This window comes from Azospirillum sp. VT-I1 (genome assembly GCF_055698305.1).
Window position 1 is genome coordinate 109697 of record NZ_CP168800.1, and the last position, 22950, is coordinate 132646.

General features: G+C 69.0%; 18 protein-coding genes and 2 pseudogenes. 15 read left to right on the forward strand and 5 right to left on the reverse strand.

Going from position 1 to position 22950, the window contains the following annotated elements:
• Window positions 1-26: 26 nt before the first annotated feature.
• The 4 genes from AB8P05_RS00565 (at window position 27) to AB8P05_RS00580 (ending at window position 4569) form a co-directional block, all read left to right on the forward strand.
• Complete coding sequence (locus tag AB8P05_RS00565) at window positions 27-2156, forward strand: diguanylate cyclase domain-containing protein (RefSeq protein WP_472758390.1); 2130 nt, start codon at window positions 27-29, stop codon at window positions 2154-2156.
• A 29-nt stretch (window positions 2157-2185) separates the two neighbouring features.
• Entirely contained in the window at window positions 2186-2647 is a 462-nt protein-coding gene (locus AB8P05_RS00570; protein WP_472758391.1) for an EAL domain-containing protein, read from the forward strand.
• A gap of 471 nt (window positions 2648-3118) precedes the next feature.
• Window positions 3119-3628, forward strand: coding sequence for a sigma-70 family RNA polymerase sigma factor (locus AB8P05_RS00575; RefSeq protein ID WP_455171382.1), 510 nt, complete (start codon window positions 3119-3121; stop codon window positions 3626-3628).
• Entirely contained in the window at window positions 3628-4569 is a 942-nt protein-coding gene (locus AB8P05_RS00580) for an anti-sigma factor family protein (protein ID WP_472758392.1), read from the forward strand. Before AB8P05_RS00575 ends, AB8P05_RS00580 begins: the two co-directional genes overlap by 1 nt.
• Before the next feature lie 77 nt (window positions 4570-4646).
• On the opposite strand, the gene AB8P05_RS00585 is transcribed toward AB8P05_RS00580, so the two are convergent.
• A complete protein-coding gene (locus AB8P05_RS00585) occupies window positions 4647-5297 on the reverse strand; it encodes an alpha/beta hydrolase (protein WP_455171384.1) in 651 nt (216 codons plus the stop codon).
• Between the two features lie 175 nt (window positions 5298-5472).
• Here AB8P05_RS00585 and AB8P05_RS00590 point away from each other — a divergent pair, with 175 nt between their 5' ends.
• The 7 genes from AB8P05_RS00590 to AB8P05_RS00620 all read left to right on the forward strand — a co-directional run bounded on the left by AB8P05_RS00590 (window position 5473) and on the right by AB8P05_RS00620 (window position 13573).
• Window positions 5473-6300, forward strand: a complete 828-nt coding sequence (locus AB8P05_RS00590) for an SRPBCC family protein (protein ID WP_472758393.1) — start codon at window positions 5473-5475, stop codon at window positions 6298-6300.
• Complete coding sequence (locus AB8P05_RS00595; RefSeq protein WP_472758394.1) at window positions 6297-7478, forward strand: zinc-dependent alcohol dehydrogenase; 1182 nt, start codon at window positions 6297-6299, stop codon at window positions 7476-7478. The genes AB8P05_RS00590 and AB8P05_RS00595 overlap by 4 nt, the downstream gene beginning before the upstream one ends.
• A 19-nt stretch (window positions 7479-7497) precedes the next feature.
• The gene (locus tag AB8P05_RS00600) at window positions 7498-7752 is read left to right on the forward strand and encodes a hypothetical protein (protein ID WP_455171387.1); all 255 of its coding nucleotides are present in this window, start codon (window positions 7498-7500) and stop codon (window positions 7750-7752) included.
• Window positions 7753-8055: 303 nt separating this feature from the next.
• Entirely contained in the window at window positions 8056-10029 is a 1974-nt protein-coding gene (gene treZ / locus AB8P05_RS00605) for a malto-oligosyltrehalose trehalohydrolase (protein WP_472758395.1), read from the forward strand.
• A gap of 28 nt (window positions 10030-10057) precedes the next feature.
• A complete protein-coding gene (locus AB8P05_RS00610) occupies window positions 10058-12115 on the forward strand; it encodes an amylo-alpha-1,6-glucosidase (RefSeq protein ID WP_472758396.1) in 2058 nt (685 codons plus the stop codon).
• Window positions 12116-12691: 576 nt separating this feature from the next.
• The gene (locus AB8P05_RS00615) at window positions 12692-13051 is read left to right on the forward strand and encodes a hypothetical protein (RefSeq protein ID WP_472758397.1); all 360 of its coding nucleotides are present in this window, start codon (window positions 12692-12694) and stop codon (window positions 13049-13051) included.
• Window positions 13052-13210: 159 nt separating this feature from the next.
• Window positions 13211-13573, forward strand: coding sequence for a hypothetical protein (locus tag AB8P05_RS00620; protein ID WP_472758398.1), 363 nt, complete (start codon window positions 13211-13213; stop codon window positions 13571-13573).
• 28 nt (window positions 13574-13601) lie between these two features.
• Here the strand turns inward: AB8P05_RS00620 and AB8P05_RS00625 are convergent, their stop codons facing one another.
• Entirely contained in the window at window positions 13602-15251 is a 1650-nt protein-coding gene (locus AB8P05_RS00625) for a polysaccharide deacetylase family protein (protein WP_472758399.1), read from the reverse strand.
• 256 nt (window positions 15252-15507) lie between these two features.
• Here AB8P05_RS00625 and AB8P05_RS00630 point away from each other — a divergent pair, with 256 nt between their 5' ends.
• Window positions 15508-15876, forward strand: coding sequence for a DUF2934 domain-containing protein (locus tag AB8P05_RS00630; protein ID WP_455171393.1), 369 nt, complete (start codon window positions 15508-15510; stop codon window positions 15874-15876).
• Between the two features lie 34 nt (window positions 15877-15910).
• Here AB8P05_RS00630 and AB8P05_RS00635 read toward each other — a convergent pair whose 3' ends face one another.
• A complete protein-coding gene (locus AB8P05_RS00635; protein WP_472758400.1) occupies window positions 15911-17191 on the reverse strand; it encodes a L,D-transpeptidase family protein in 1281 nt (426 codons plus the stop codon).
• Window positions 17192-17568: 377 nt separating this feature from the next.
• Between AB8P05_RS00635 and mepK the strand changes: the two genes are divergently transcribed.
• On the forward strand, window positions 17569-18228 hold the full coding sequence (gene mepK, locus AB8P05_RS00640) for a peptidoglycan L,D-endopeptidase MepK (protein ID WP_472758401.1): 660 nt from the start codon (window positions 17569-17571) through the stop codon (window positions 18226-18228).
• Between the two features lie 624 nt (window positions 18229-18852).
• Here mepK and AB8P05_RS00645 read toward each other — a convergent pair.
• Both AB8P05_RS00645 and AB8P05_RS00650 read right to left on the reverse strand, forming a co-directional pair.
• A pseudogene (locus tag AB8P05_RS00645) lies at window positions 18853-19108 on the reverse strand (helix-turn-helix domain-containing protein); the annotation flags it as partial.
• Between the two features lie 543 nt (window positions 19109-19651).
• Window positions 19652-20329, reverse strand: coding sequence for a hypothetical protein (locus AB8P05_RS00650; RefSeq protein ID WP_472758402.1), 678 nt, complete (start codon window positions 20327-20329; stop codon window positions 19652-19654).
• Window positions 20330-20570: 241 nt separating this feature from the next.
• Between AB8P05_RS00650 and AB8P05_RS00655 the strand changes: the two genes are divergently transcribed.
• Together AB8P05_RS00655 and AB8P05_RS00660 are read left to right on the forward strand one after the other, a co-directional pair.
• Window positions 20571-22034, forward strand: coding sequence for a dynamin family protein (locus AB8P05_RS00655; RefSeq protein WP_472758403.1), 1464 nt, complete (start codon window positions 20571-20573; stop codon window positions 22032-22034).
• A 172-nt stretch (window positions 22035-22206) separates the two neighbouring features.
• Window positions 22207-22917, forward strand: a pseudogene (locus AB8P05_RS00660) (substrate-binding periplasmic protein); the annotation flags it as partial.
• Window positions 22918-22950: the final 33 nt, after the last annotated feature.

A 22950-nucleotide genomic window follows, 5' to 3' on the forward strand; every position in this document is an offset into this window, starting at 1 on the left:
GGCTCCGGGGCAGAGGGAAGACCAGGGTGACAGACATCGTCAGTGAAGGCTCCGGTGTCATGCCCGGCGGCGGCGGCCCCCGGGCCATCTCCGGAGCGGGCGCCGGGGCGGGCCGCCGCACCCTCACCATCGCGCGCTCGGCGCTGCTGCTGGCGGCGGCTCTGGTCGTCTGTCTGGCCGTGATGCTGGCGGTCGGGCTGGAACTGATGCGCGGCATGGATGCGGTGGCCGACGGCTGGCGCGACTACGACCTGCAGGCCGCCACCAAATCCGACGCGCTGTCGGAGGTGCGCGGGCATCTCGGCCTGGGCGGCGTCATCGACCGTTTTCGCGAGGGCACGCAGGCCGATACAAGTGGCCATTCCGCTGGCGACCATGCGGCGCTGGACCGGTCCCTGGCGCTGGCGCGGGCCAATCTGGCGATCTACCGCGACATCGTCACCCCCAGCGAGGACGAGGCGCGGGCCATCGCCGCCATCGCGGCCTTTCTCGACGCCATCCAGGTGCAGATGGAGGACCCGGCGGCGGCCATCCCCCCGGAAGCGTTCGACGCCTGCCGCCGCGACGCGGTGAAGGGGCTGGCGGCGTTGAACAGCCATCTCAGCGCGCAGCGGGCCCGGCTGACCGCCGCCACCCTGACCGACATCGAGACCCTGCAACGGCTGATGGCGGTCGGCGGCGGGGTCATCGCCGTGCTGGTCCTGGCGCTGGCCTGCGCCGCCGTGTGGTTCACCCGCAGCCGCATCGTCGGACCGCTCGGCCGTCTGGTGGAGGACGCTCGCCGACTGGCCAGCCGCGATCTCGACCGCCCTTTCCCGGGGTGGGGCAGGGGGAAGGGAACGGGCTTCCGGCACGACGAACTGGGCCTGCTCGGCCGCAGCCTCGAGGATAGCCGGATCGCCCTGCGCGACCTGTTCGCCGCCATCGAGGAGAAAACCCGCCGGCTGGGCGAAAGCGAGCGCCGCTACGCCATGGCCGCCGCCGCCACCAACGACGGGCTTTGGGACTGGAACCTGGAAAGCGGAGACTTCTACCTGTCGCCCCGACTGCGCCAGATGCTCCGTCTGTCGGCGGATGATGGAGAGCCCGGCCTTTCCGGCCTGCTCGCCCACATCCATCCCGACGACCGGCATGCCGTGCTCGCCGCAATCCGGCAGGGGGAGCATGGGGCGGACGGCGCCAGCTTCGATGTGGAGTTCCGCGTCCTGCCGCCAAACCTGAAGCAGGAAGACCTGAGGCCGGAGGACGGAACCCGCTGGCTCCATCTGCACGGCATCGTCGCCGCCGGCCCGGACGGCCGGGTGGCGCGGCTGGCCGGTTCCGCCGCCGATGTCAGCGACCGCAAATCCTACGAGGCGCGGCTGGTCCATCAGGCGACTCATGATTTCCTGACCGGCCTGCCCAACCGCGCCTATCTGATCCGCTGGCTGCGCGAGCGGCAGGCGGCGCTGGATTCCGGCTGGAGCGATCTGGCGCTGCTGTTCCTCGATCTCGACGGCTTCAAGGTGGTTAACGACAGCCTGGGCCATGCGGTCGGCGACCGCGTCCTGATCGCAACGGCGGAGCGGATCGCCGGCCTGCTGGAAGCGGGGGAGTTCGTTGCCCGTCTGGGCGGCGACGAGTTCGTCGTCGCGGTCCCCGCCGGCCGGGAAGCGGCGATTGCCCGCGCCCAGGCATTGGAGACCGCCTTCCAGCGCCCGCTCTGCGCGGGCGGCATGGAACTGCGGATCGGGCTCAGCATCGGCCTCGCGGTCGACGATGGCACCAGTGACGACCCCGACAGCCTGCTGCGCGACGCCGACATCGCGCTTTACCGCGCCAAGGAGCATGGCAGGGGGCGCACCGTGCTGTTCGACGCCTCCCTGCGCGAGGCGATCCTGATCCGCAGCCGCCTGCAACGCGATCTGACACCGTCGCTGGAGGCCGGCGACATCTTCCTGGTCTATCAGCCGATCGTCTCGCTCCCCAGCGGACGGCTTACCGGGTTCGAGGCGCTGGTGCGCTGGCGCCACCCCGACCTCGGTCTGGTCAGCCCGGCCCAGTTCATCCCGATCGCCGAGGAGACCGGCCAGATTCTGCCGCTCGGCCGCCATGTGCTGGAACGGGCGGTGGAGCAGCTCGCCCGCTGGCGCCGGATGGCGGGGGTGCCGCCCTGACCGTCAACGTCAACCTCTCGGCCCGCCAGATGTGGGACGAACGCTATGTCGACGACATGCTGGAATTTCTGGCGGACGGCCGCGCCAGCGGTCTGAAGGTCGAGGTGACCGAGAGCATGACCGTCGCCGACCATGACCAGGCCCGCGCCATCCTGGAACGCTTCCATGCGCTGGGCGTGGCGTTGTGCATGGATGATTTCGGCACCGGCTATTCCTCGCTGTCGCACCTCGGCAGTCTGCCCTTCGACGTGATGAAGATCGACAAGAGCTTCATCAGCGCGCTCGGCAGCGACCCCAGGCAGGAATCGCTTCTGCGCGGCATTGTCGAGCTGGCCCACCGTATCGGGCTGGAGGTCGTCGCCGAAGGGGTTGAGACCGAGGAGGAGCGGGCCGTGCTGACCCGGATCGGCTGTGATTATGCCCAAGGCTACCTGTTCGCCCGCCCGCTGTCCGTAACTGACGCCGAAGCGCTGCTTCTCGCCGCTGATTGAGGAGGTTCCTGTTTCCCGGACAGCCGGCTAAGCTTGGTTTACCCAGGAAGAGGGACGGACCTGATGACGGGGACGGAAGCGGTATTCGGCAGAACCCCGGCAAAGGTCTACGAGGGCACACTGAACCGGATCAGATTGGCGGCGTGACGCGGACCTGAACCAAGCTTATTCCAGCCGCCAAACTGTCTGGGAAACGGGAACTCCTCAATCGACGCAGGGGCGCCTGAAGCCTTTTCGGCACAAGCTTGGCCGTACCGCATAAATTTTGCTGCAAGCCTGAGAAAGTCTGGAATAAAGGATGCGCGGCGCGCGTTCGCACCCATATGCATCGGGTCTCCCCATCGGCCGCAGGGCCGAACGGGCCGGCCCGGCCCTGGATATGCGGCGCCGTGTCGTCCCGTCCGGCCTTGCGGCCGGAGGGTGAAGCCATGGCGTGAGCCGTGGCGTGATCGGTAAGGATCGGGTGCGCGGTTGAGCAAATTCGGGGTCGATCTGGAAGTCCACATCGCGTCCTTGCGGCGCTACGCGCGTGCCTTGCTGCGCAACGGTGCGGATGCGGAGGATCTGGTGCAGGAAGCGCTGACGCGCGCGGTGGCGCGCGCCGACAGCTTCCAGGCGGGGACGAACCTGCGGGCCTGGCTTTTCACCATCCTGCACAACGTCCACGTCAATCAGGTCCGTTCCAAGGCCGCCCGGCCGCAGGAGGTCGACGTCGACGACGTCGAATCGAAGCTGGTCACCCCAGCCCGGCAGGAAGAACGTGTCGAGTTGCGCGAGATGATGCGGGCGGTCGACGAGTTGCCGGAGGAACAGCGCAAGGTGCTGCTTCTGGTGGCGCTGGAGGGCCTGAAATACGACGAGGTCGCCGACATGCTCGGCGTGCCGATCGGGACCGTCATGTCGCGCCTGTCACGGGCGCGCGAGGCGGTGCGGGCGAAACTGGCGAACGAGGGTGGCGTCACCCTCCGGCGGGTGAAGTGATGAACGCGCATCAGGGAATTGGACGGGTCACGGAGGACGAACTCCACGCCTATGTCGATGGACAGCTGGACGGCAGCCGCCGTCTGGCGGTGGAGCGATGGCTGGCCGAAGACCCCGACGCGGCGCGCCGGGCGGAGGATTACCGCGCCCAGGCGATGCTGCTGCACGAGATGTTCGACACCGTTCTGCGCGAGCCGCCGAGCGATGCCGTGCAGGAACTGTCCGACAAGCTGAAGGGCCGCATCGCCTTCAACGACAACCGTCCGGCCTGGCATGCCCGGCCGCTGATCCGCTTCGCCGCCGCGGTGATGCTCGTGGTGGCCGGTGCGGCCGGCGGCTGGATGGGCCGCGGCGCCGAACAGCAGGCTGCCGCCCCCGTCGTCCAGCAGCGCCAGACGCTCGCCACCTTCGCCCAGGAGGCCAGCCAAGCGCACCGTTTCTACACGTCCGACGAACGGTTCCAGGTGGAACTGGGCGCCGACAACCAGGACGAGCTGAACGGCTGGCTGTCCAAGCGGGTCGGCCGCGACGTGTTCGGTCCCGACCTTGGCCGCGTCGGCTACCGGCTGATCGGCGGCCGCTCGCTGCCGACCGATATGGGCGCCGGCGCGCAGTACATGTACGCCAACGACGCCAACAAGCGGATCACCCTGTTCGTCGGCGCTCCGCAGAGCGGCAACCAGTCCAGCTTCAGCTTCACCCAGAACGGCGACGTCGCCACCTTCTACTGGGTGGAAGGGCAGCTCGCCTATGCGCTGGCCGGCCGCCTGTCGAAGGAGGAACTGCTGGAGATCGCCAAGGCCGTCTACCAGGACGTGAAGGCCGGTCCGCCGCGCCGCGAGCCGCCGCAGCAGGAACAGCAGCCCCAGCAGCAACAGCAGCAGGACCAGCCGGCGGGCGTTCAGCCGGTCAGCGACACGCACAAGCCGAAGGAAAGCTGAGGGAAGGGTAGACCCCCGCCTATCCTCCCCCGCCGGGCGGAGGAGGGATGGGGAGGGCGCATCTGCATGCGCTCCCCTTACCGCTCCAGCAGATACGCTTTCAGCCAGTCGCGCACCTCGCGGCAGACCGCTTCGGATGTCTCCTCCAGGGCGTGGCCGGTGCCGGGGACCAGGACCAGCTTCTTCGGTTCGCGGGCCTTGCGGTGGACGTGGATGGAGCAGCTGGGCGACAGGATCTCGTCCGCTTCGCCGTGGATCAGCAGGATGGGGCAGGCCAGATCGGTCACCGGATCGGTGCCGTAGCCCTGGGTCGCCAACGCCACCACGGTGCAAACGGCACCGCGGTTGGAGGCTGCCGCCTGGATGACCACCGCGCCGCCGAAGGAATGGCCGACCAGCGCCACATGATGGATGCCCTGGCGGCCCAGGAAGCTCAGCCCGCACAGCACGTCGTACACCGCCTGCTCCAGGTCGCGCGGGTCGCGGAACTGCAGCCGTAACGAGGCGACGCCGTCGGCGGTCAGGTCCGCGGCGAGCCGCGGATAGAGCCCGCGCGCCGGCGTGTCGAAGCCGCCGCCGATTCCTCCGACCCAAAGCACCGCCAACTCGCCGCCCGGAACCGGATAGTAGCGGGCCTCCACCGGGCCGCGGTCGGTTTCCAGGGTTGCCGGCCGATAACCTTCGGCTTCGGCGATGCCCATGGTGGCGTCCAGAAGTGGCACGGCCATCCTCCCTTCCGATCTTTGCTGCCGATGGTAACAGCCGGGACGCCGCAGGGTTGCTGCGCATCGGGTCATGCATAAAGCGGGTCATGGCATAAAGCGGGTCATGCCTCACGGCAACGAAGCCGCAACCCGGCTGTTCTCTGTCCAAAGGCATTGCACAGACTGGAAAGGAGCGGCGATGGCGTCGAAGAGTTTGACCGGGCAGGGCCGCTGGCCTCAGCCGGACTCCCTGCGGTCGGGTAAGGGCCTGATCGGGTCGGGCGACGCTGCGACCGGCGGCCGCTGGCTCGCAATGGTGGGCGGCACCGCGCTGGGCGTACTGGGGCTCCAGCGGTCGGGCTGGGGCGGGGCGATGATGGCGTTGGGCGGAGCCGGGCTGTTCGCCGCCGGTGCCCTGGGCCTGAAGCCCTTCGGCGGCCGCGCCCTCCTCCCGGCGCCCGATCCCGGCACCTGGCGCAGCCATGTCCCGGCATCGCGCCGCCGGTCGCTCACGCCGGAACGCACCCAGGCGGTCGTGACCATCGCGTCCGAACCGGGGACGGTCTTTCGCTTCTGGCGCAACTTCGCCAACATCCCGAAGCTGATGCCGCAGCTGGAGCGGGTCGACGTGCTGTCGGCCACCGAAAGCCGGTGGATCGCCGCGTCCGGCCGCATGGCCGGTGAAAAGGGGCCGGGCGGGGAGGATCTCAGCTGGCGCTGCGTGCTCGACCGCGTCGACGAGGACCGGCTGCTGACCTGGCACACGGTTGGCGAGACGGCGCTGCCGCACCGCGCCTCGCTGATGCTGAGCCCGGCGCCGGGCGACCGTGGGACGGAGGTGCGGCTGACGCTGGTCTACCGCGTCCCGGCGACGGAGGTCGCGGCGCGCCTCGGCGTCACCCCGGAGGCGCAGGCGGAGGAGGCGTTGCGCCGCTTGAAGCAGCGGGTGGAGACGGGGGAACTGTCCACCATCGACCGCCAGCCGCGGGGCGGAACCTCCGGCAGCTTCCGGGAGGCGATGGAATGAAGGCGCTCTGCTGGAACGGAACCAACGACCTGCGGGTGGAGCGCGTGCCCGACCCGGTCCTGGTCAATCCCCATGACGTGATCGTCAAGGTTGCGCTGTCGTCGGTCTGCGGGTCCGACCTGCATCTGATCGACGGCTATGTGCCGACCATGCGGCCCGGCGACATCATCGGCCACGAGTTCCTGGGCGAGATCGTGGAGAAGGGGCCGGAGGTCCGCTACCTGAACCGTGGCGACCGGGTCATCACCATCTCGGTGATCGGCTGCGGCCATTGCGGCCATTGCCGGCATGGCGAAAGCTCGCTGTGCGACAACTCCAACCCCAACCCGGACTATGCACGCACCGCCTACGGCCATTGCGGCGCCGGCATCTTCGGCTACAGCCACGCCTTCGGCGGCTATGCCGGCAGCCATGCCGAGTATATCCGGGTGCCCTATGCCGACTTCAACACCGTCCGCGTGCCCGAAGGGGTGAGCGACGACAAGGCGCTGTTCGTGTCCGACGCGGTGCCGACCGGCTACATGGCCGCCGACATGGCCGGCATCAGGCCGGGCGACGTGGTGGCGGTGTGGGGTTGCGGCGGCGTCGGCCAGATGGCGATCCGCAGCGCCTATCTGCTGGGGGCGGAGCGGGTGATCGGCATCGACCGCTTCCCCGACCGGCTGCGCGCAGCCCAGATGAAGGCGGGGGCGGAGACGCTGGACTACAGCCGCGTCGACATCTTCGACGCGCTGCAGGCGATGACCGGCGGGCGCGGTCCCGACGTCTGCATCGACGCCGTCGGCATGGAGGCGGACAGCGCGTCCAACCCGGTGGAGGATCTGTACGACCGGGCCAAGCAGGCGGTGGGGCTGCAGAGCGACCGGCCGGCGGTGCTGCGCCAGATGATCGAGAGCTGCCGCAAGGGCGGCACCCTGTCGATCGTCGGCGTCTATGGCGGGCTGATCGACAAGTTCCCGATGGGCGCGGCGATGAACAAGGGCCTGACCTTCCGCATGGGCCAGCAGAACGGCCAGCGCTATGCCGAGCGCCTGTTCGAGCACATCCGCAAGGGCGAGCTGGACCCGTCGTATCTGCTGACCCACCGCCTGCCGCTGGACCAGGGTCCGCAGGGCTACCGCATGTTCAAGGAGAAGACCGACGACTGCATGCGTGTCGTCTTCGCCCCGCAGGGCTGAGCAGAGAAGGGAGAGCGTCATGGAACTGGTCTATGCCTATCCTGCCGAACGCGGCCGGGGCGTGGAGGCCGAGATCGTCGGCAGCCTGCGCGACCGCTTCGGCAACGTCGTGCAGAAGGGCCGGGAGGAGCGCGACGCCGAACGCGGCGACCGCTCGGACGTGCTGGTGACGCTGGAGGTCACCGACGACAAGGTCGAAGCGGCGCTGACCGCGCTGCGCGCCCACCCGCTGGTGATCGACGCCGCCGCGCGGAGCTTCGGGGAGCGGGTTTGAGGGTGGCAGTCGGTTCCTTGCGAAGCCAGCCCACCACCCGACCTCCCGCCCTCCTGCGTGAGCGCTTACTCCCTCCCCGCCCAGCTCTCGCACAAAGCAGAGCTTTGTGCTGACGCGACAGGCGGACCATAGGTCCGCTGAGAGCGGGGAGGGTCGGGGTGGGGGCACCCGAAGCCGACACTCTCCCGAAAACCCCTTAGCCCTCGAAACAATTTCCCCATTCCCCGCGTGACCACGCCGCCCCGCTCCTGTTGACCTTACCCACGAGGCGAGTCTGCCTCATGCCTTCGGGGACCATTCGCCGTGAGAATCTCCGCCGCAGTCCCGCCTGCCGAACAGCCTCATGCCACCGTCACTCGCCGCTGGCCCGTCGGCGTGGAGTTGCTGCCTGGCGGCGTCCACGCACGCGTCTGGGCGCCCAAGGCCAAGCGGGTCGAACTGGTCGCCGAACCGGATGGGCGGGCGACGGCGCTGGACGACGAAGGGAACGGCTATTTCTCCGGCACCGTGACGGGGCTGGGGGCCGGCGGGCTCTACCGCTTCCGGCTGGACGGCGGGGAGACGCTTCTTCCCGATCCGATGTCGCGCTTTCAGCCCGATGGGCCGCATGGTCCCTCGCAGCTGGTCGACCCCCACCGCTTCGCCTGGAGCGACCGGGGTTGGCAGGGCCGCCCGATCCGGGGGCAGGTGATCTACGAGATGCACATCGGCACCTTCACGCCGGAAGGCAGCTGGGATGCGGCGCTGCAGGAACTGCCGGCGCTGGCCGATCTCGGCGTCACGGTGCTGGAACTGATGCCGGTGTCGGAGTTTCCCGGCGGCTTCGGCTGGGGTTATGACGGGGTGAACCTGTTCGCGCCGACCCGGCTCTATGGCGACCCCGACGCCATGCGCCGCTTCGTGGACGGGGCGCACCGGCTGGGCCTCGCGGTCATCCTCGACGTGGTCTACAACCACCTGGGTCCGGACGGCAATTATCTGAAGTGCTTCGCCGACGACTATTTCACCGACCGCTACAAGAACGAATGGGGCGAGGCGATCAATTTCGACGGCCCCAACTCCGCAGCGGTGCGGGAGTTCTTCCTGACCAACGCCGCCTTCTGGATCGAAGAGTATCACTTGGACGGGTTGCGGCTGGACGCCACCCAGTCGATTTTCGACAGTGGTGAACCGCACATCCTGACGGAGATCTCCCGTACCGTACGCAAGGCCGCCGGCGACCGCGCCGCCATCCTGGTGGGGGAGAACGAGCCGCAGCACGCCAGCATGGTGAAGCCGGCCGAGGAGGGGGGCTGCGGGCTCTGCGCCATCTGGAACGACGATTTCCACCATTCCGCCACGGTGGCGCTGACCGGCCGGACGGAGGCCTACTACGCCGATTACCGCGGCACGCCGCAGGAGTTCGTGTCGGCGATGAAGCACGGCTTCCTCTATCAGGGGCAGTGGTATCGCTGGCAGGGCAAGCGGCGCGGCATGCCGGCCTTCACGGTGCCGCGTCCGGCCTTCGTCACCTTCCTGCAGAACCACGACCAGATCGCCAACTCCGCCCGCGGGCTGCGGCTGCACGCGCTGACCACGCCGGGGCGTCTGCGGGCGATGACGGCGCTGATCCTGCTGGGACCCGGCACGCCGATGCTGTTCCAGGGGCAGGAGTTCGCCGCCAGCGCCCCCTTCCTCTATTTCGCCGACCACAAGCCGGAGCTGGCCGGGCTGGTCGAAAAGGGCAGGGCGGAGTTCCTGGCCCAGTTCCCCAGCATCGCGGAGCCGGCGACGCGCGCGGCCCTGCCCAAGCCCCATGCGGAGGACAGCTTCACCCGCTGCAAGCTCGACCACCGGGAGCGGGAAGGCAACGCCACGGTCTGGGCGCTCCACCGCGACCTGCTGCGCCTGCGCCGCGAGGATGCGGTCTTCGCCGCCCAGCGGATGGGCGGGCTGGACGGCGCCGTGCTGGGGGAGGAGGCATTCCTGCTGCGCTTCTTCGGGGAGCGGGAGGGGGACGACCGGCTGGTGCTGGTCAATCTCGGCCGCGACCTCACCTTGCGGGCGCTGTCCGATCCGTTGCTGGCCCCGCCGCAGGACGGTGCCTGGACCCTGGCATGGTCGAGCGAGGAGCCGGCCTATGGCGGCTGCGGCACCGCACCGGTGGAACAGGCGGACGGCTCCTGGCGCCTGCCGGGCCATGCCGCGCTGGTTCTGGGGCCGGCGCGCGATTTTCCGACGAAAAGCGACGATGCGGGAGGCAACACAACCCCCGTCATCGCGGTTTCCAAGGAGTAGGAAACCGAAAGCAGAGCGTAGGTCCCCAATGGCTGATTTCGTCCGCACCCTGTCGCGCGAGGTCCTGAACACCGGCCCGAACGGCGCCGAAACCCGTGAATGGCTGGTCGCCAACGGCCTTGGCGGCTATGCCTCCGGTTCAGTGTCGGGGGCGGTGACGCGGCGCTATCATGGGCTGCTGGTCGCAGCGCTGCCGGCCCCGCTCGGCCGCGTGCTGATGCTGAGCCAGCTGACCGACGTGGTGACCGACGCCGACGGCCGCAGGTTCCGGCTGAGCTGCCGCGACACCGGCGGCGATCCGGCGGGCGGCGACCAACAGGCCGGCGAGGAGGGGCAGACTGCCGCCCTGCAGGAGTTCCGCCTGGAGGCGGGGCTTCCCGTCTGGCGCTTCCGGGCCGGCGGCGCGGTGATCGAGAAGCAGATCGTCCTGCCGCACGGCCAGAACATCGTCCATGTCACCTACCGCGTGCTGGAGGCGAAATCGCCGGTGCAACTGCGGCTGCGGCCGGTGCTGGCCTTCCGCACGCTGGAATCGGCGGTGGACCGGCCGTTGGCCGGAGCTTACCGCATCACCGCCGCCGGGCAGCGCTACGAGGTGTCGGCCGGTCCCGACCTGCCGGTGCTGCGCATGGCGATCGAAGGCGGCGACTTCCCGATGACGCTCGATGGCGGCATCCGCCGCGACGTCTATTACCGGGTGGAGGACGAGCGCGGCTATCAGGCGCGCGGCTCACTGTGGACGCCCGGCTATTTCGCCGGCGAGGTCGGGGCCGGCCAGAGCATCACCTTCGCCGCGGCGACCGAGGAGTGGTGGCGGCTGGAGGCCCTGCCGCCGGCAGATGTGCTGGGGTTCGAGACCGAACGCCGCCGCCGCATCATCCAGAACGCCCATCCCAGTTTGCGCGACGGCTCCATGGCGGAGCTGGTTCTATCGGCCGACAGCTTCCTGTTCGTGCCGGCCGGGCGCGTCGCCGACCAGATGCGGGCCCGGGCGGAAGGTGACGAGGTGCGGACGGTGATCGCCGGCTACCACTGGTTCACCGACTGGGGCCGCGACACCATGATCGCGCTGGAGGGGCTGACGCTCGCCACCGGCCGCCACATGGAGGCCGGCTGGATTCTGCACACCTTCGGCCATTACATCCGCGACGGCCTGATCCCCAACATGTTCCCCGACGGCAAGGACCGCGGGCTGTACCACACCGCCGACGCGACGCTGTGGTTCTTCCACGCCCTGCACCGTTATCTGGGCGTCACCGGCGACCGCGACACTCTGCGCCTGCTGCTGCCCAAGCTGCGCGAGGTGATCGACTTCCACCGCCGCGGCACCCGCTTCGGCATCGGCGTCGATCCCAGGGACGGGCTGCTGCGCCAGGGGCAGGAGGGCTACCAGCTGACCTGGATGGACGCCAAGGTCGACGACTGGGTGGTCACGCCGCGCCGGGGCAAGGCGGTGGAGATCAACGCGCTGTGGCACAACGCCCTGCGGCTGATGGCGGGCTGGCTGCGCGAGGAGGACGGCGAGGCCGCCGCCCGTCCGCTGGAGGAGCTGGCCGAGCAGGCGCGCGCCTCCTTCAATGCGCGATTCTGGTGCCCGTCGGCGGGCCACCTGTTCGACGTGGTGGATGGCGAGCATGGCGACGACATCGCCTGCCGGCCCAACCAGATCTTCGCCGTCTCGCTCGACCATCCCGTTCTGGAGCGCGAACGGTGGGAGCCGGTGGTGGAGACGGTTCGCAACCGCCTGCTGACCCCGGTCGGGCTGCGGTCGCTGGCGCCGGGCTGCCGCGACTACAAGGCGAAGTATTTCGGCGACCTGCGGGCGCGCGACGCCGCCTATCACCAGGGCACCGTCTGGGGCTGGCTGATCGGTGCTTACGTCGATGCGTGGCTGAAGCTGCACCCGGACGACAAGGCGGGCGCGCGCCGGCTGCTGGAGGGCTTCCTGCCGCATCTGGACGAGGCCGGCATCGGAACCATCAGCGAGATCTTCGATGCGGAGGCGCCCTTTACGCCGCGCGGCTGCATATCGCAGGCCTGGAGCGTGGCGGAGGTGCTGCGCTGTTGGGTGAAGACCGACGCATAGGCCGGACAAGGGTTGCGGAGCCCGGCCATAACCAAGGTCATAGGGCGAGGGACGAAGGTTGCCCTACCCGTAACAATGGTGCAATGCCCTTGGAGGCAGTTGTCAACAGGGCACAACCGGGTGTGAAATCCTGGGGTCGGGCGGAATGTGACAGATTTCGGTTGACACGCCGGCCAAGCCCTTGGGGTGGAGAATAGAGGTTTCTCCTTATAAATCAGTTGCTTAATTCATTTGCCTCATTTTTGGGCAAACACCACCGGGGCCTTGAATCGCCTAGTGCGAATCGGGGCTGCCCACGGCTTGCCCACACAGTTATCCACAGCCTCTGTGGAGACCGCGGGCTCGGCCGGCGGCCATGGCTTGTGGCGTGCCCAAACCCGGAACCTGTACCTTCGATGCCTGTACTTTAGGCCGACGGTCAGGCTCGGCCATGCGCAAGGGGTTAATCGGTTTGGATTTTAGCCAAGCCGGAAAAAGCATCCTATAGTTCCCGGACCGGTCCCTTCGGTATTCCGACCAATCCGGTCGGATTCGGCCGAACGGACATGCGGAAGAACAGCCAGAGCGGAGGTGCCCATGCGGAGCGTAGCGCGCGGCGTTGCCGGCATGCCGTATTCGGCGGTCCGATCCGAAACGGTCCGGTCCGGTTGGCCGCAAAGCGGGAATGATGCCGCCAAGCCGCCCCGGCAGACGGGCGCCATCGCCCTGCTGACCGCCCTTGCCGGGCCGCTGCTGGCGGCGTCGGTGCTGGGGGCGCTGATCCTGCATCTGCTGGCCGGTCTGGCGGCGCGGCTGCCCGCCTCCGATGCCTTGGGGGCGCTGTCGATCATGGCCGCGATGGCGATGGTCCTCGTCACCCTGCTGCCCTTCACGGTGCTGTCGGTCAGGCGGGCGCATCGCGCCTGGGGGGACATGCAGGGCGGATTCCGCCGTTGAGCCTCTGCCCGGCGTCTCCATCCACTCAGGGTTTTGCCTGAACGGAGTACCCCGAAGACAGGATTCCGTTGCTCGCCGGACGGTGCCCGCGTTTAATCGCGGAAAGGGCGGCACTCGCCCGGTCCCCGGCTGGGCGGGGTGGTTTTCTGGGGGCGCGGTATGGGGCTTTTCGACTTCCTGAAGGTCACGGTGAAGGATCAGAAGCCGGCCAAGCCGGCCGGGCGCATGCCGGTCAGCGTCGTGGAATGCGACGGCAAGAGCTTCCCAATCGTGTCGCTGACGCCGAAAGGCTTCGTCGCCCGCGGCTTCGACGGGTCGCTGATCGTCGGACAGAATGCCCGGGTGTCGGTGCGCGTCGACGACCCGGCCGGCAAATTCACCTTCGCCGCGACCGTTTCGGTGGTGGAGGTCAAGGGGGCCACCTTCGGCGCCACCTGGACGATCCTGCCGCCGGAGGTGGAGGGCGCGATCCGCCAGTATGCCCAGAACCGCAAGCAGCAGGACGCCAAGGGCGCCAAGTAAGGCGCACCCGCCGCTTACCGGCGTTCCTTTACTGTCTTTCGGCCGGGGTTCCGGCGGCAGGGGCCGGCATGCCGGCGTTGATGATCTTCGGCAGCGCCAGATTGCGCGCCCGGTCCAGCCATTCCGACAGGGTGACGAACTCGCAGCCCTTGGCCCGCAGCTCCGCGATCACGCGCGGCAAGGCCTGCGCGGTGCTGGGATAGGTCGAGTGCATCAGGAAGACGTTGCCCGGCATGCCGCCCAGCTTGATCTGGCTGACGATCTTGTCGGCGTTGCGCACCTGCCAGTCGCGCGTGTCGACCGACCACAGGACGGATCCCATGCGCTCCTCCCGCGCGACGGCCAGCAGCTCTTCCGAATAGCGGCCGTAGGGCGGGCGGAACAGCACCGGGTTGGCCCCGAACTCGCGCAGGATGCGGTTGGTCTCCGCGATCTCGTAACGCGCAGCGGCCGCGTCCATCTTGCGCAGGTCGGAATGGGTCAGGCTGTGGTTGCCGATCTCGTGCCCGCCGGCGACGAAGTCCTGGATCAGTTCGCCCTGCCGCTCGGCGATGCGGCCAACCGGGAAATAGGTGGCGCGCACGCCCTCGCGGTTCAGGATGTCCAGGACCTGCCGGGTCACCACGCGGTGCGGCCCGTCGTCGAAGGTCAGGGCGCAGAGGTTCCAGTTTTCCCTCTTCAGCGTCGCCGGCATCACGTCATAGCGCGAATCTGGCATCACCGAGCGCAGCCGGCCCTTGCGGCGGCTGTGCTGCTCGATGTCGGCCATCGTGCGGGCGTCTTCCTCGTTGTAGATGACCAGCCCATCGACCGGCGGCACGGCAGCGGCGACCGACGGAGGCGGCGGCGCCAGCGGTGCGGCGGCGGCGGAGCCGATGGGCGCCAGCACGGAAGTTGTCGTCCCGGCCTGGGCCTCGGCCCGCAAGGCGGGCTGCGGCTTCGCATCGACGGCTGGTGCGGCGGCCGGTGCGGGAGGCGGTGCCACGGCGACGGTCACGGCCGGCGGCTTGGGCGGTTCTGCCGGCACGGGGACTGCCGCTACCGTGGGCTGAGCGGTGACCGCGGGAGCGGCCGACGCCTTGGCGTCGGGAGCGGCCTTCGCCATGGCGGCCGAAGTGAGTGCAGTTTGGGCGGGCGCAGCCTGAACGGGTGTCGCCGCGGCCGGCGGACGGTCGACGACGAGGCAGCCGAAGCCGGCGCCGACGATGCGGCGGCACAGCACCTTCGGATCCGTGCCGTTGGCGATCTGGGCGTAGAGCGCCACCCCTCCGGCCTCACTCTTGCCGTCCAGCAGCATGACCGACGCGGTCAGGCCGGCGGCCAGTTCCGGCTGGCGCTGCTGCAGGCTCTTCCAACTCCACCAGGCGTCGCCGTCGCGGGAATAGATGCCGAGCTGCAGAACCGGTCCGCCGGTCGCCTTGTCTTCCGCCTTCGCGGGCGCGGCTGCCGGCTTTTCGGGTTCCGCCTTGGCGGCGGGCGGACGCTGGGGGCGTGCGTCGGGAGCGGCCTCGGCGGGCAGGGCGATGACGCAGGCCAGCAGTGCGGCGCTCAACAGGCTGCCACGCGAACGGCCGGTCCGGAGCCCGGTGGCCACTGCGGCGCCATGGCTGCGGACGGCGTCGGCTGCCCCGACGGGGAAGGCGGTGGAGACGGCGTTCGGCCTGAAGATGCGCAACATATCGGTCCCGTCGCTTGGCCCAGCCACAATTTGCGGGACCGCCGGTTGATCGCGGTGCAATATCATCCCAAAGGTATTAATTCAAACGACAAGCGGCGGAATTGCGGCAATTCAGGCGGTTTTCGGGCGGGCGTTGCCATTCGGAAACGGTGGGGCGGAACATGCCGCGAGGATGGCATGCGGGCCCGGTCCGGAACCGGCGGGGCCGCGGCGGGGTTCATTAGGGGAAACCCCAGCCGTGAAGGAGAGGACCCGTATGGCCGAGGATTTGGAAAGCCGCATCCGTCGGCGCGCGCATGAGATCTGGGAACGCGAAGGCCGTCCGGAGGGCCGCGCCGAAGCCAACTGGGAACTGGCCAGCGAGGAGATCGCGATCCAGGACAATTACCGCGATACGCTGAAGCCCAACCCGGCCGGCGGGCCGGAGGCGACCGCCATGCGGACCGAGCCGGTGGAGCCGGTGCTGGCCATCGCCAACCAGGGCGAACAGCCCGGACTTGCCGACCAGGGCGAAGAGTTCGGCCTGCCCATGCGGGGCGACCGCGACGTCTGGCCGACGCCGGAGGAAGCGGCCTCCACCGCCGTGCCGCCCAACCGCAGCAAGAAGACACGCCGGCGGGCGTGACCCCCGCCGATCGGTCCTACCGTTTCCCCGGCCGTCAGGCCGGGGACTTTTCCTGCACCGGTCCGCCCTCGGCGGTGCCGGACTTGTTCACCGGTGCGGACGCCGGCGTTGCCGCGGGGGCGATGGCCGGCACCGCCGTATCCGCCGCCGGGGGAGCGGCCGCGGTGGCCGGCGCATCCTCGAGCCGGTCATAGATGTCCGGGTGCAGTCGGACTGCGCCGTCGGCCTCCACCGTCGCGATCCAGTAGACGAATTGGACCGGCATCGGCGTCGCCAGCTTCACCCATTGCGGCTGCATTCTTTCCAGCATGCGGTCGATCCGCGCGGGCGTCACCGTGGTGCCCTGCAGCAGAAGCTCGGCCAGACGGCGCGGGTCTTCCAGACGGACGCAGCCGGAACTGATCGAACGAAGCTCCCGCGCGAAAAGGCGCGGCTCGTTGGTGCCGTGCAGGTAGATGTCGTAGGGGTTGGTCAGGTTGAAGCGGAAGCGGCCCAGTGCGTTGTGGTCGCCCGGCTGCTGGACGATGCGGACCCGCCCGGGGCTGACGCCGTACCAGTCGACCGTCTCCGGCGCCACCTCCTGCCCGTCAAGATAGATGATGGCGTTCTGGATGCCGGGCACCCCCTTGGCCCGCAGCATCGGCAGCTTGTCCTCCTTCAGGATGGTGGGCGGCACCGTCCAGGTCGGGTTGACGATGATGTGGGTGATGCGGTCGGTCAGCAGCGGCGTCTCGCGCGACGGCCGGCCGACGATGGCGCGCATCGTCAGTTCCTCTTCCCCGCCGCGGACCAGCGTGGTGGTCTGGTTGGTCAGGTTCACCACCAGCACGTCGTCCGGCGCGGTGTCGCGGAAGCTGCGCATGGCGGCGGCGCTCTGCCGCATCAGGCCTGCCGCCTCCGCCGGCGTGCGGTCCAGCGCGGCGCGGGTGCCGGCGCCCACCAGCCCGTCCGGCTTCATCCGCTGCGAAAGCTGGAAGGCCTTGACCGCCCGGTCGACCTCGACCGTGAAGCTGTCGGAGACCTTGTCGGCCGGCAGCAGGCCGAGTTCAGCCAGCCGCTGTGACAGGCGGCCGACCCGCTCCCCGCTGTTTCCGAGCTTGAGCGTCCCGCCTTCGCCGATCCGGGTGGAAGGCTGGACGGGGGCACGGTCCAACTCCGCCGCGGCGCCGTCCAGACGGTCGGCCCACTGTGTCAGCGTGTCGCGATAGGGCAGGGCATCCGCCGCGGCAGGTCCGAGCAGCGCCAGCGCCGATGCGGCGGCAAAGGCCAGGACGGCCAGCTTGCGGGGCTTGCGGAGGTCGGCGGAAGCAGTCATGTCGGAACCCTCTGTCGCGGTGGCCGGTCGCGCATCGGAAGGGGTGCGCGCGGCCCTTATGCTCAATCTATGCAACGCAATAATGGAAGGCGAGGCGTGCGGCGCTAAATCTCCACGAACACTCTCCCACTGTGATTTTCCTGCCGCCGTCCTATGACCTGCCTATGCAATAAGGTCACAGTGCAAAATTTTTTGATTGCCTAGGCCGATGACCTTCCCTATACGAATAGCCGTTCGGAGACGTTTCCCGCCAGACGGAGCGCTCCGGGCCAGCGTTGGTTACAAGGTTTACACCTAACGTGGGCGCCAAGCGACCCGCCAGACGCCAAACGGCCACATCGTAGAACGGCCAAAACGCAAAACGACGAGGTTCGGGGATGCTTTTGGGGGATGACGAGCGTGCCGCTCCGGCCATGGGGCGGCGCGGGTTCCTGGGTTTTGCCGCCGCGGCGGTGTCTGCTGCGGTTCCGGTTGCTTCGGGTGCGGTGACGAGTGTCGCGGCAAGGGTCGTGACGGGGGGCATGGTGACCGGCGTGACGGCGGCTCCGGTCCTTCTGGGGTCGGGATCGGCCGAAGCCGCACCTCTGGCCGGCGGGGTCCGGCGCCTCAGCCTTCACAACATCAATACCAACGAGCGCTTCGACGGCGTCTATTGGGCTGACGGGCATTACAAGCCCGATGCGCTGCGCAAGCTGGACGTGCTTCTGCGCGACCACCGCGCCAAGCAGGTCTGCCGGTACGACCCGCGCCTGTTCGACCTGCTGGCCCGTGTGCACCAGAGCGTCGGCTCCGACGACCCGTTCGAGGTGATCTGCGGCTACCGGTCCCGCCGGACCAACGCGATGGCGCGCCGCCGGTCGCGCGGCGTTGCGAAGGAAAGCTACCACACCCGCGGCATGGCCATCGATATCCGCCTGCCCGACACGCAGCTGCGCGCCATCTCCGAGACGGCGAAGGCGATGCAGGGCGGCGGCGTCGGCTTCTACCCGCGCAGCGGCTTCGTCCATCTGGATGTCGGCCCGGTGCGCAGCTGGTAAAATGCGCAGCCGGTAAGGCCGGCGCACGGGCGCTTGCGCCGGGCCGGTACTGAACAGCCAATCGAAAAAGCCCCGCATCGCATGATGCGGGGCTTTTCGTATGGGGTGCCTGCAATGCCGTGCGGCTTGCGCCAATGGGGCCGGCAGCCGCTTCCCGCCGTCAGCTGCGCGGCGAGGGCTTGGACGCGCGCAGGATGTCGGTCGGGTCCCACACCGCGCCATGGCGGCGGCGCTTGCCCTTGCCATTGCCCGATCCGTCGGCCGCCGCCTTGACCCGCGGCCCATCGCTGCGGGCCGCCCGGCTGGAGGCGCGGGCTCCGTCCGCTTCGATGACCGTGCCGGCCGCGGCGCCGGTCCAGCCGTCGCCTGCGCCGCCGGATGACGGAGAGCCTTCGAAGGACGGCGGTTCACCATCGTCGCCGCCGTCTTCCCCGGATCCCTCCGGCGGCTCCCTGATTTCGGGAGAGAGGGCGGAGAGCAGCGACAGCATCTCGTCCGACACATGGGACGGGGCGGCGCGCCACAGGCGCAGAAGCCGGGCCTCGCGCCGGCTGATCTGCGTGCCGGCGTCGTCGGACTCCTCGAAGCCGCCGCGGCGCTGGCGGGATCCGTCCGGGTCGTTGTAGGTGTCGAAGAAGAAGCTGACCGGAACGTCCAGGACCTGGCCCAGGCGATAGAGGGTTCCGGCGGAAATGCGGTTGGAACCGCGTTCGTATTTCTGGACCTGCTGGAAGGTCAGGCCGATGGCCTCGCCAAGCTTCTCCTGGCTCATGCCCAGCAAGGTCCGGCGCATCCGCACGCGCTGCCCGACATGGGCATCCACAGACCAGGACTCCGGCGATCCGCGTCGTCCCCTTTTGCGCGCCGTCGGTTCACTCATGTCCATAGGTCTCCGATAGCCAGTCTTCCATCGCCTCTCTTTGCGAGAATGAAAGGATTGATTGCACGTTCTTTTCCAAATTTCAAGAGAAAACTTTTGAATATTGTTATATGGGCGCCATATTCCGATAGGTATCGGTGGTGGAGAAACATTCGCAGGAGTTGCTTTGTTACAGGTTTGAATTATTTCCGCCGCGCCCAGAGTCAATTGCACGAGCACTTTGTCCACACTCTACACCCATCCCTTGGCGGAAATCCCCATGTCTTTTGGATCACCCAATGGTTGGATCGACAGCTTTCGAAATTCAGCTATCAACCGTTCGAATCCAGAAGGAATTAGAACTGCTACAAATGGTGATGGCAAACCTTCTGGTTGCGGCAAATAATCATGCAGCGGCAAAGTAATTTTTCACATGAACGAGGCCGATACAACCCGTCACGCACCGCATTCGGCGTGGGGATGGACGGATCCGTTGGTCAGGGAAGCATTAACAGATAATTAACCATATTAAACGACGTCTCCGGACCGTCTCCGGGGCGCGATTCACCGGCGTTCCCGGCCCGATGCGTGACTATCCGTATCGGCCTTGCCTGCACCCCTCGTTCGGACAGGCGTCGGCACGGGGGCGCCGCCGGGCGCCCAGGGTCCGCCGGGGGCGGCGAACGCCTCCACATGGTCGCGCAGCTTCTGGACCTGGGAGGGGGTGACGCTGCGGCCGAAACGCGACTTCAGCAGGGCGGCCAGCGCGCCGCGGGTCGGCCGGCCGCCGCCGGCCGAAAGGGTGCGGTAGACGACAAACGCCTCGGCATAGAGCCGGACGCGCTCGGGGCGGCTGCGCAACTGCGCGGCCTGCGCGCCCGGGCTCCGCTCCAGATGGATTGTCAGGCGCCGGGCCGCCTCGGCTTCGCTCAGGTCGGGCAGGGGGGCGGCGGGGGCTTCCGGCGGTTCCGGACGGCCGATGGACTCACGCAGGCGGCGACGGCGCTGGCGCTCCCGGTCTCCGGCGCGCAGCCGCTCGGCATAGGCGGGATCGGCGGCACGGCGTTCGGTACGGTTGCGGTTGGAACGCGCGGCACGCTCGGCCTCGCGCGCCCGCGCCGCCGGATCGCGCAGCAGGAAGGCCAGCTCCTCCGCGGTCAGCCGGTGCTCCTCCTCCGGCGCGGGGAGGGGAGGGGCGGAGGGGGATCGTCGGTGCCGCCGTCGTTGTCCATGGCAGGACAACGCTCCGCTCGCGCTTCCTGTTCCGCCGGCACCCGATCGCTGCCCGCCTTTCCGGGCACATGCCCGGCGCACGGTCCCCCGCATGGAGTATGAGGGAGATTTCATGTCCGGACGCCGCCCCGCCCGTGCTAGACAGGGCCGGACTTATCCGGGCCGGCGCCCCGCCGGGTCCGGCTTCGGTCGCAAGCCCCGCGCGCCAGCGCTCCGTGCCATTCCGTGCCATTTTGGAACCTGACCGACCATGACCCCCCGGCAAGCCCTTCAGCAGCGCCTTGCGGCCCTGGATGCCCATCTGCGCGCGGAAAACCCCAACCTGCTGCCGGTCCTCCCGACCTTCCGCGCCTTCGACCGGATCCTGGCCGGGCTGGGTCTGATCGACCGCCATGAATCGCTGACCACGCGCATTCCCTGGTGGCCGATGGTCGCGGTGCTCGGCACCTTCTCGGCCGGCAAGTCGACCTTCCTCAACGGCTATCTGGGAGAGGCGCTGCAGAACACCGGCAACCAGGCGGTGGACGACAAGTTCACCGTCATCTGCCACGGGCCGGAGACCCGGAAGGAGGCGCTGCCCGGCACCGCGCTGAACGCCGACCCGCGCTTTCCCTTCTACCGCATCGCCGACGAGATCGAGAAGGTGGCGGCCGGCGAGGGGAAGCGGATCGACAATTACCTGCAGCTGAAGACGCTGGCCGGGCCGCGGACCAAGGGCAAGATCTTCATCGATTCGCCGGGCTTCGACGCCGACGACCAGCGCCGCTCCGTCCTGCGGCTTGTCGACCATATCGTCGAGCTGTCGGACCTCGTGCTGGTCTTCTTCGACGCCCGCCACCCGGAACCGGGCGCCATGCAGGACACGCTGCGCCACCTGGTCGCCAAGACGGTGAACCGCGCCGACGCCCGCAAGGTCTGCTACATCCTGAATCAGGTCGACACCACGGCGAAGGAGGACAATCTGGAGGCGGTGTTCGGCGCCTGGCAGCGCGCGATCGCCCAGGCCGGGCTGGTGTCGGGCCGCTTCTACGCCATCTACGACCAGCGCTCCGCCGTCGCCATCGACGACGACGGCCGCCGTGCCCGCTACGAGGCGCGGCGCGACCACGACCTTGCCGAGATCCACACCCGCATCAACGAGGTGGAGGTCGCGCGCGCCTACCGCATCATCGGCTCCATCGACAGCCTGACCAAGGAGCTTGAGGGCGAGGTGATCCCCAAGCTGCGCGAGGCGATGGCGGCGTGGCGCCGGCGGGTGCTGATCGGCGACGCGGTGTGGGGCGTTCTCCTGCTGGTGCTGCTTGGGGGCGTGCTGCACATGGTGGGCGGCGGGATCGGCACCTTCCTCGGCTGGCTGTTCGACAATCCCGACGGCGGCCTGTCCCCCCGCCTGATCGGCACCGCCCTGCTGCTGGGCGGGCTGTTCCTGGCCGGCCACTTCAAGCTCCGGCAGTTCTTCGCCCGCCGCATCGCCGCGGGCCTGAGCGACCGTTTCGGTGACGTCGACCTGAACCTGCGGCAGGCTTTCCTGGTCAACACCCGCTTCTTCCGCCCGATCTTCGCCAAGCAGCCGGCGGGCTGGGGCGGCCGGGCGCGCAAGGCGATCTTCGCCATCCGCGAGGCGACGGCGGTGCATGTCCAGCGCATCAACGACCTCTACACCGACCCGGCCGGCCGCCGCGCCCGCGAAGCCGCCCCGGCCGCGGCGGAGTGACCGGAGGCCGTCCCTGCGCGCTCTTTACAGGATCGCGGAAAGGCCGTTAGATCCGCGGAGCTTGCGGACGATGACCGAACGGACCGCGCGGGGGCGGGAAGGGGCGGCAATGGGCGTGCGATTGGCCTGCGGAATGGTCGCGGAGAGGGCCGGCGGTGCCATACCTGCCACCATGCCGGCCATCTTGACGGCTTTCATTGCGGCCCTGCTGCTGTTTGCGGCGCCGGCCGCCGGGCAATCGCCCGATTCCGGTGCGGTGGAGCCGGCGCCGGCGCCCTACACCGGGCTCGATCTGGTGACCGGCGGCGACTATGCCCCCTATACGGGGGAGGAACTGCCGGGCGGCGGGCTGGTGACCGATCTGGCCCGCCGGGCCTTCGCCCAGTCCGGCCGCCAGTATGCCGTCCGCTTCATGCCGTGGAAGCGCGGGTACGACGGGGTGGTCGCCGGCCGTTTCCTGGCCACCTTCCCCTATGTCCGCACGCCGGAGCGCGAGCGGGAGGTTCTGTTCTCCGATCCGCTGATCGAAGTGCGCCAGTTCGTCTACATGTCGAACCGCACGGCGATGAGCTTCGACGGGCGGCCCGGGGGCGGCTCCGGCGGCCTGGACGGGTTCCGCGGCCGGACCGTCTGCCAGCCGGTGGGCTATGCCCTGCCGCCCGAGCTGGAGGAACTGGCCGGGCAGGGGCAGCTGACGCGCCAGACCCCGTCCGACCTGGGGGCCTGCGTGCGCATGGTGGCGACCGGGCGGGCCGACGCCTTCGTGATCGACGAGTACAGCGCCGCCGCCGCCATCGCCCGTTCCGGACTTGCCGACGACATCCGGGTGTCCGACCGTCCCTATGCCGTCGTCGCCTTCCATCTGGTGGTCGGGCGTGCCACGCCGGGGGCGGAGGCGACGCTGGCCACCTTCAAC

Excerpts from the sequence above, each read along its gene's own strand:
- AB8P05_RS00570 (WP_472758391.1), top strand. The coding sequence starts at position 2,186 with ATGTGGGACGAACGCTATGTCGACGACATGCTGGAATTTCTGGCGGAC.
- AB8P05_RS00580 (WP_472758392.1), top strand. The coding sequence starts at position 3,628 with ATGAACGCGCATCAGGGAATTGGACGGGTCACGGAGGACGAACTCCAC.
- AB8P05_RS00585 (WP_455171384.1), bottom strand. The coding sequence starts at position 5,297 with ATGGCCGTGCCACTTCTGGACGCCACCATGGGCATCGCCGAAGCCGAA.
- AB8P05_RS00590 (WP_472758393.1), top strand. The coding sequence starts at position 5,473 with ATGGCGTCGAAGAGTTTGACCGGGCAGGGCCGCTGGCCTCAGCCGGAC.
- AB8P05_RS00595 (WP_472758394.1), top strand. The coding sequence starts at position 6,297 with ATGAAGGCGCTCTGCTGGAACGGAACCAACGACCTGCGGGTGGAGCGC.
- AB8P05_RS00600 (WP_455171387.1), top strand. The coding sequence starts at position 7,498 with ATGGAACTGGTCTATGCCTATCCTGCCGAACGCGGCCGGGGCGTGGAG.
- AB8P05_RS00610 (WP_472758396.1), top strand. The coding sequence starts at position 10,058 with ATGGCTGATTTCGTCCGCACCCTGTCGCGCGAGGTCCTGAACACCGGC.
- AB8P05_RS00615 (WP_472758397.1), top strand. The coding sequence starts at position 12,692 with ATGCGGAGCGTAGCGCGCGGCGTTGCCGGCATGCCGTATTCGGCGGTC.
- AB8P05_RS00620 (WP_472758398.1), top strand. The coding sequence starts at position 13,211 with ATGGGGCTTTTCGACTTCCTGAAGGTCACGGTGAAGGATCAGAAGCCG.
- AB8P05_RS00625 (WP_472758399.1), bottom strand. The coding sequence starts at position 15,251 with ATGTTGCGCATCTTCAGGCCGAACGCCGTCTCCACCGCCTTCCCCGTC.
- AB8P05_RS00630 (WP_455171393.1), top strand. The coding sequence starts at position 15,508 with ATGGCCGAGGATTTGGAAAGCCGCATCCGTCGGCGCGCGCATGAGATC.
- AB8P05_RS00635 (WP_472758400.1), bottom strand. The coding sequence starts at position 17,191 with ATGACTGCTTCCGCCGACCTCCGCAAGCCCCGCAAGCTGGCCGTCCTG.
- mepK (WP_472758401.1), top strand. The coding sequence starts at position 17,569 with ATGCTTTTGGGGGATGACGAGCGTGCCGCTCCGGCCATGGGGCGGCGC.
- AB8P05_RS00655 (WP_472758403.1), top strand. The coding sequence starts at position 20,571 with ATGACCCCCCGGCAAGCCCTTCAGCAGCGCCTTGCGGCCCTGGATGCC.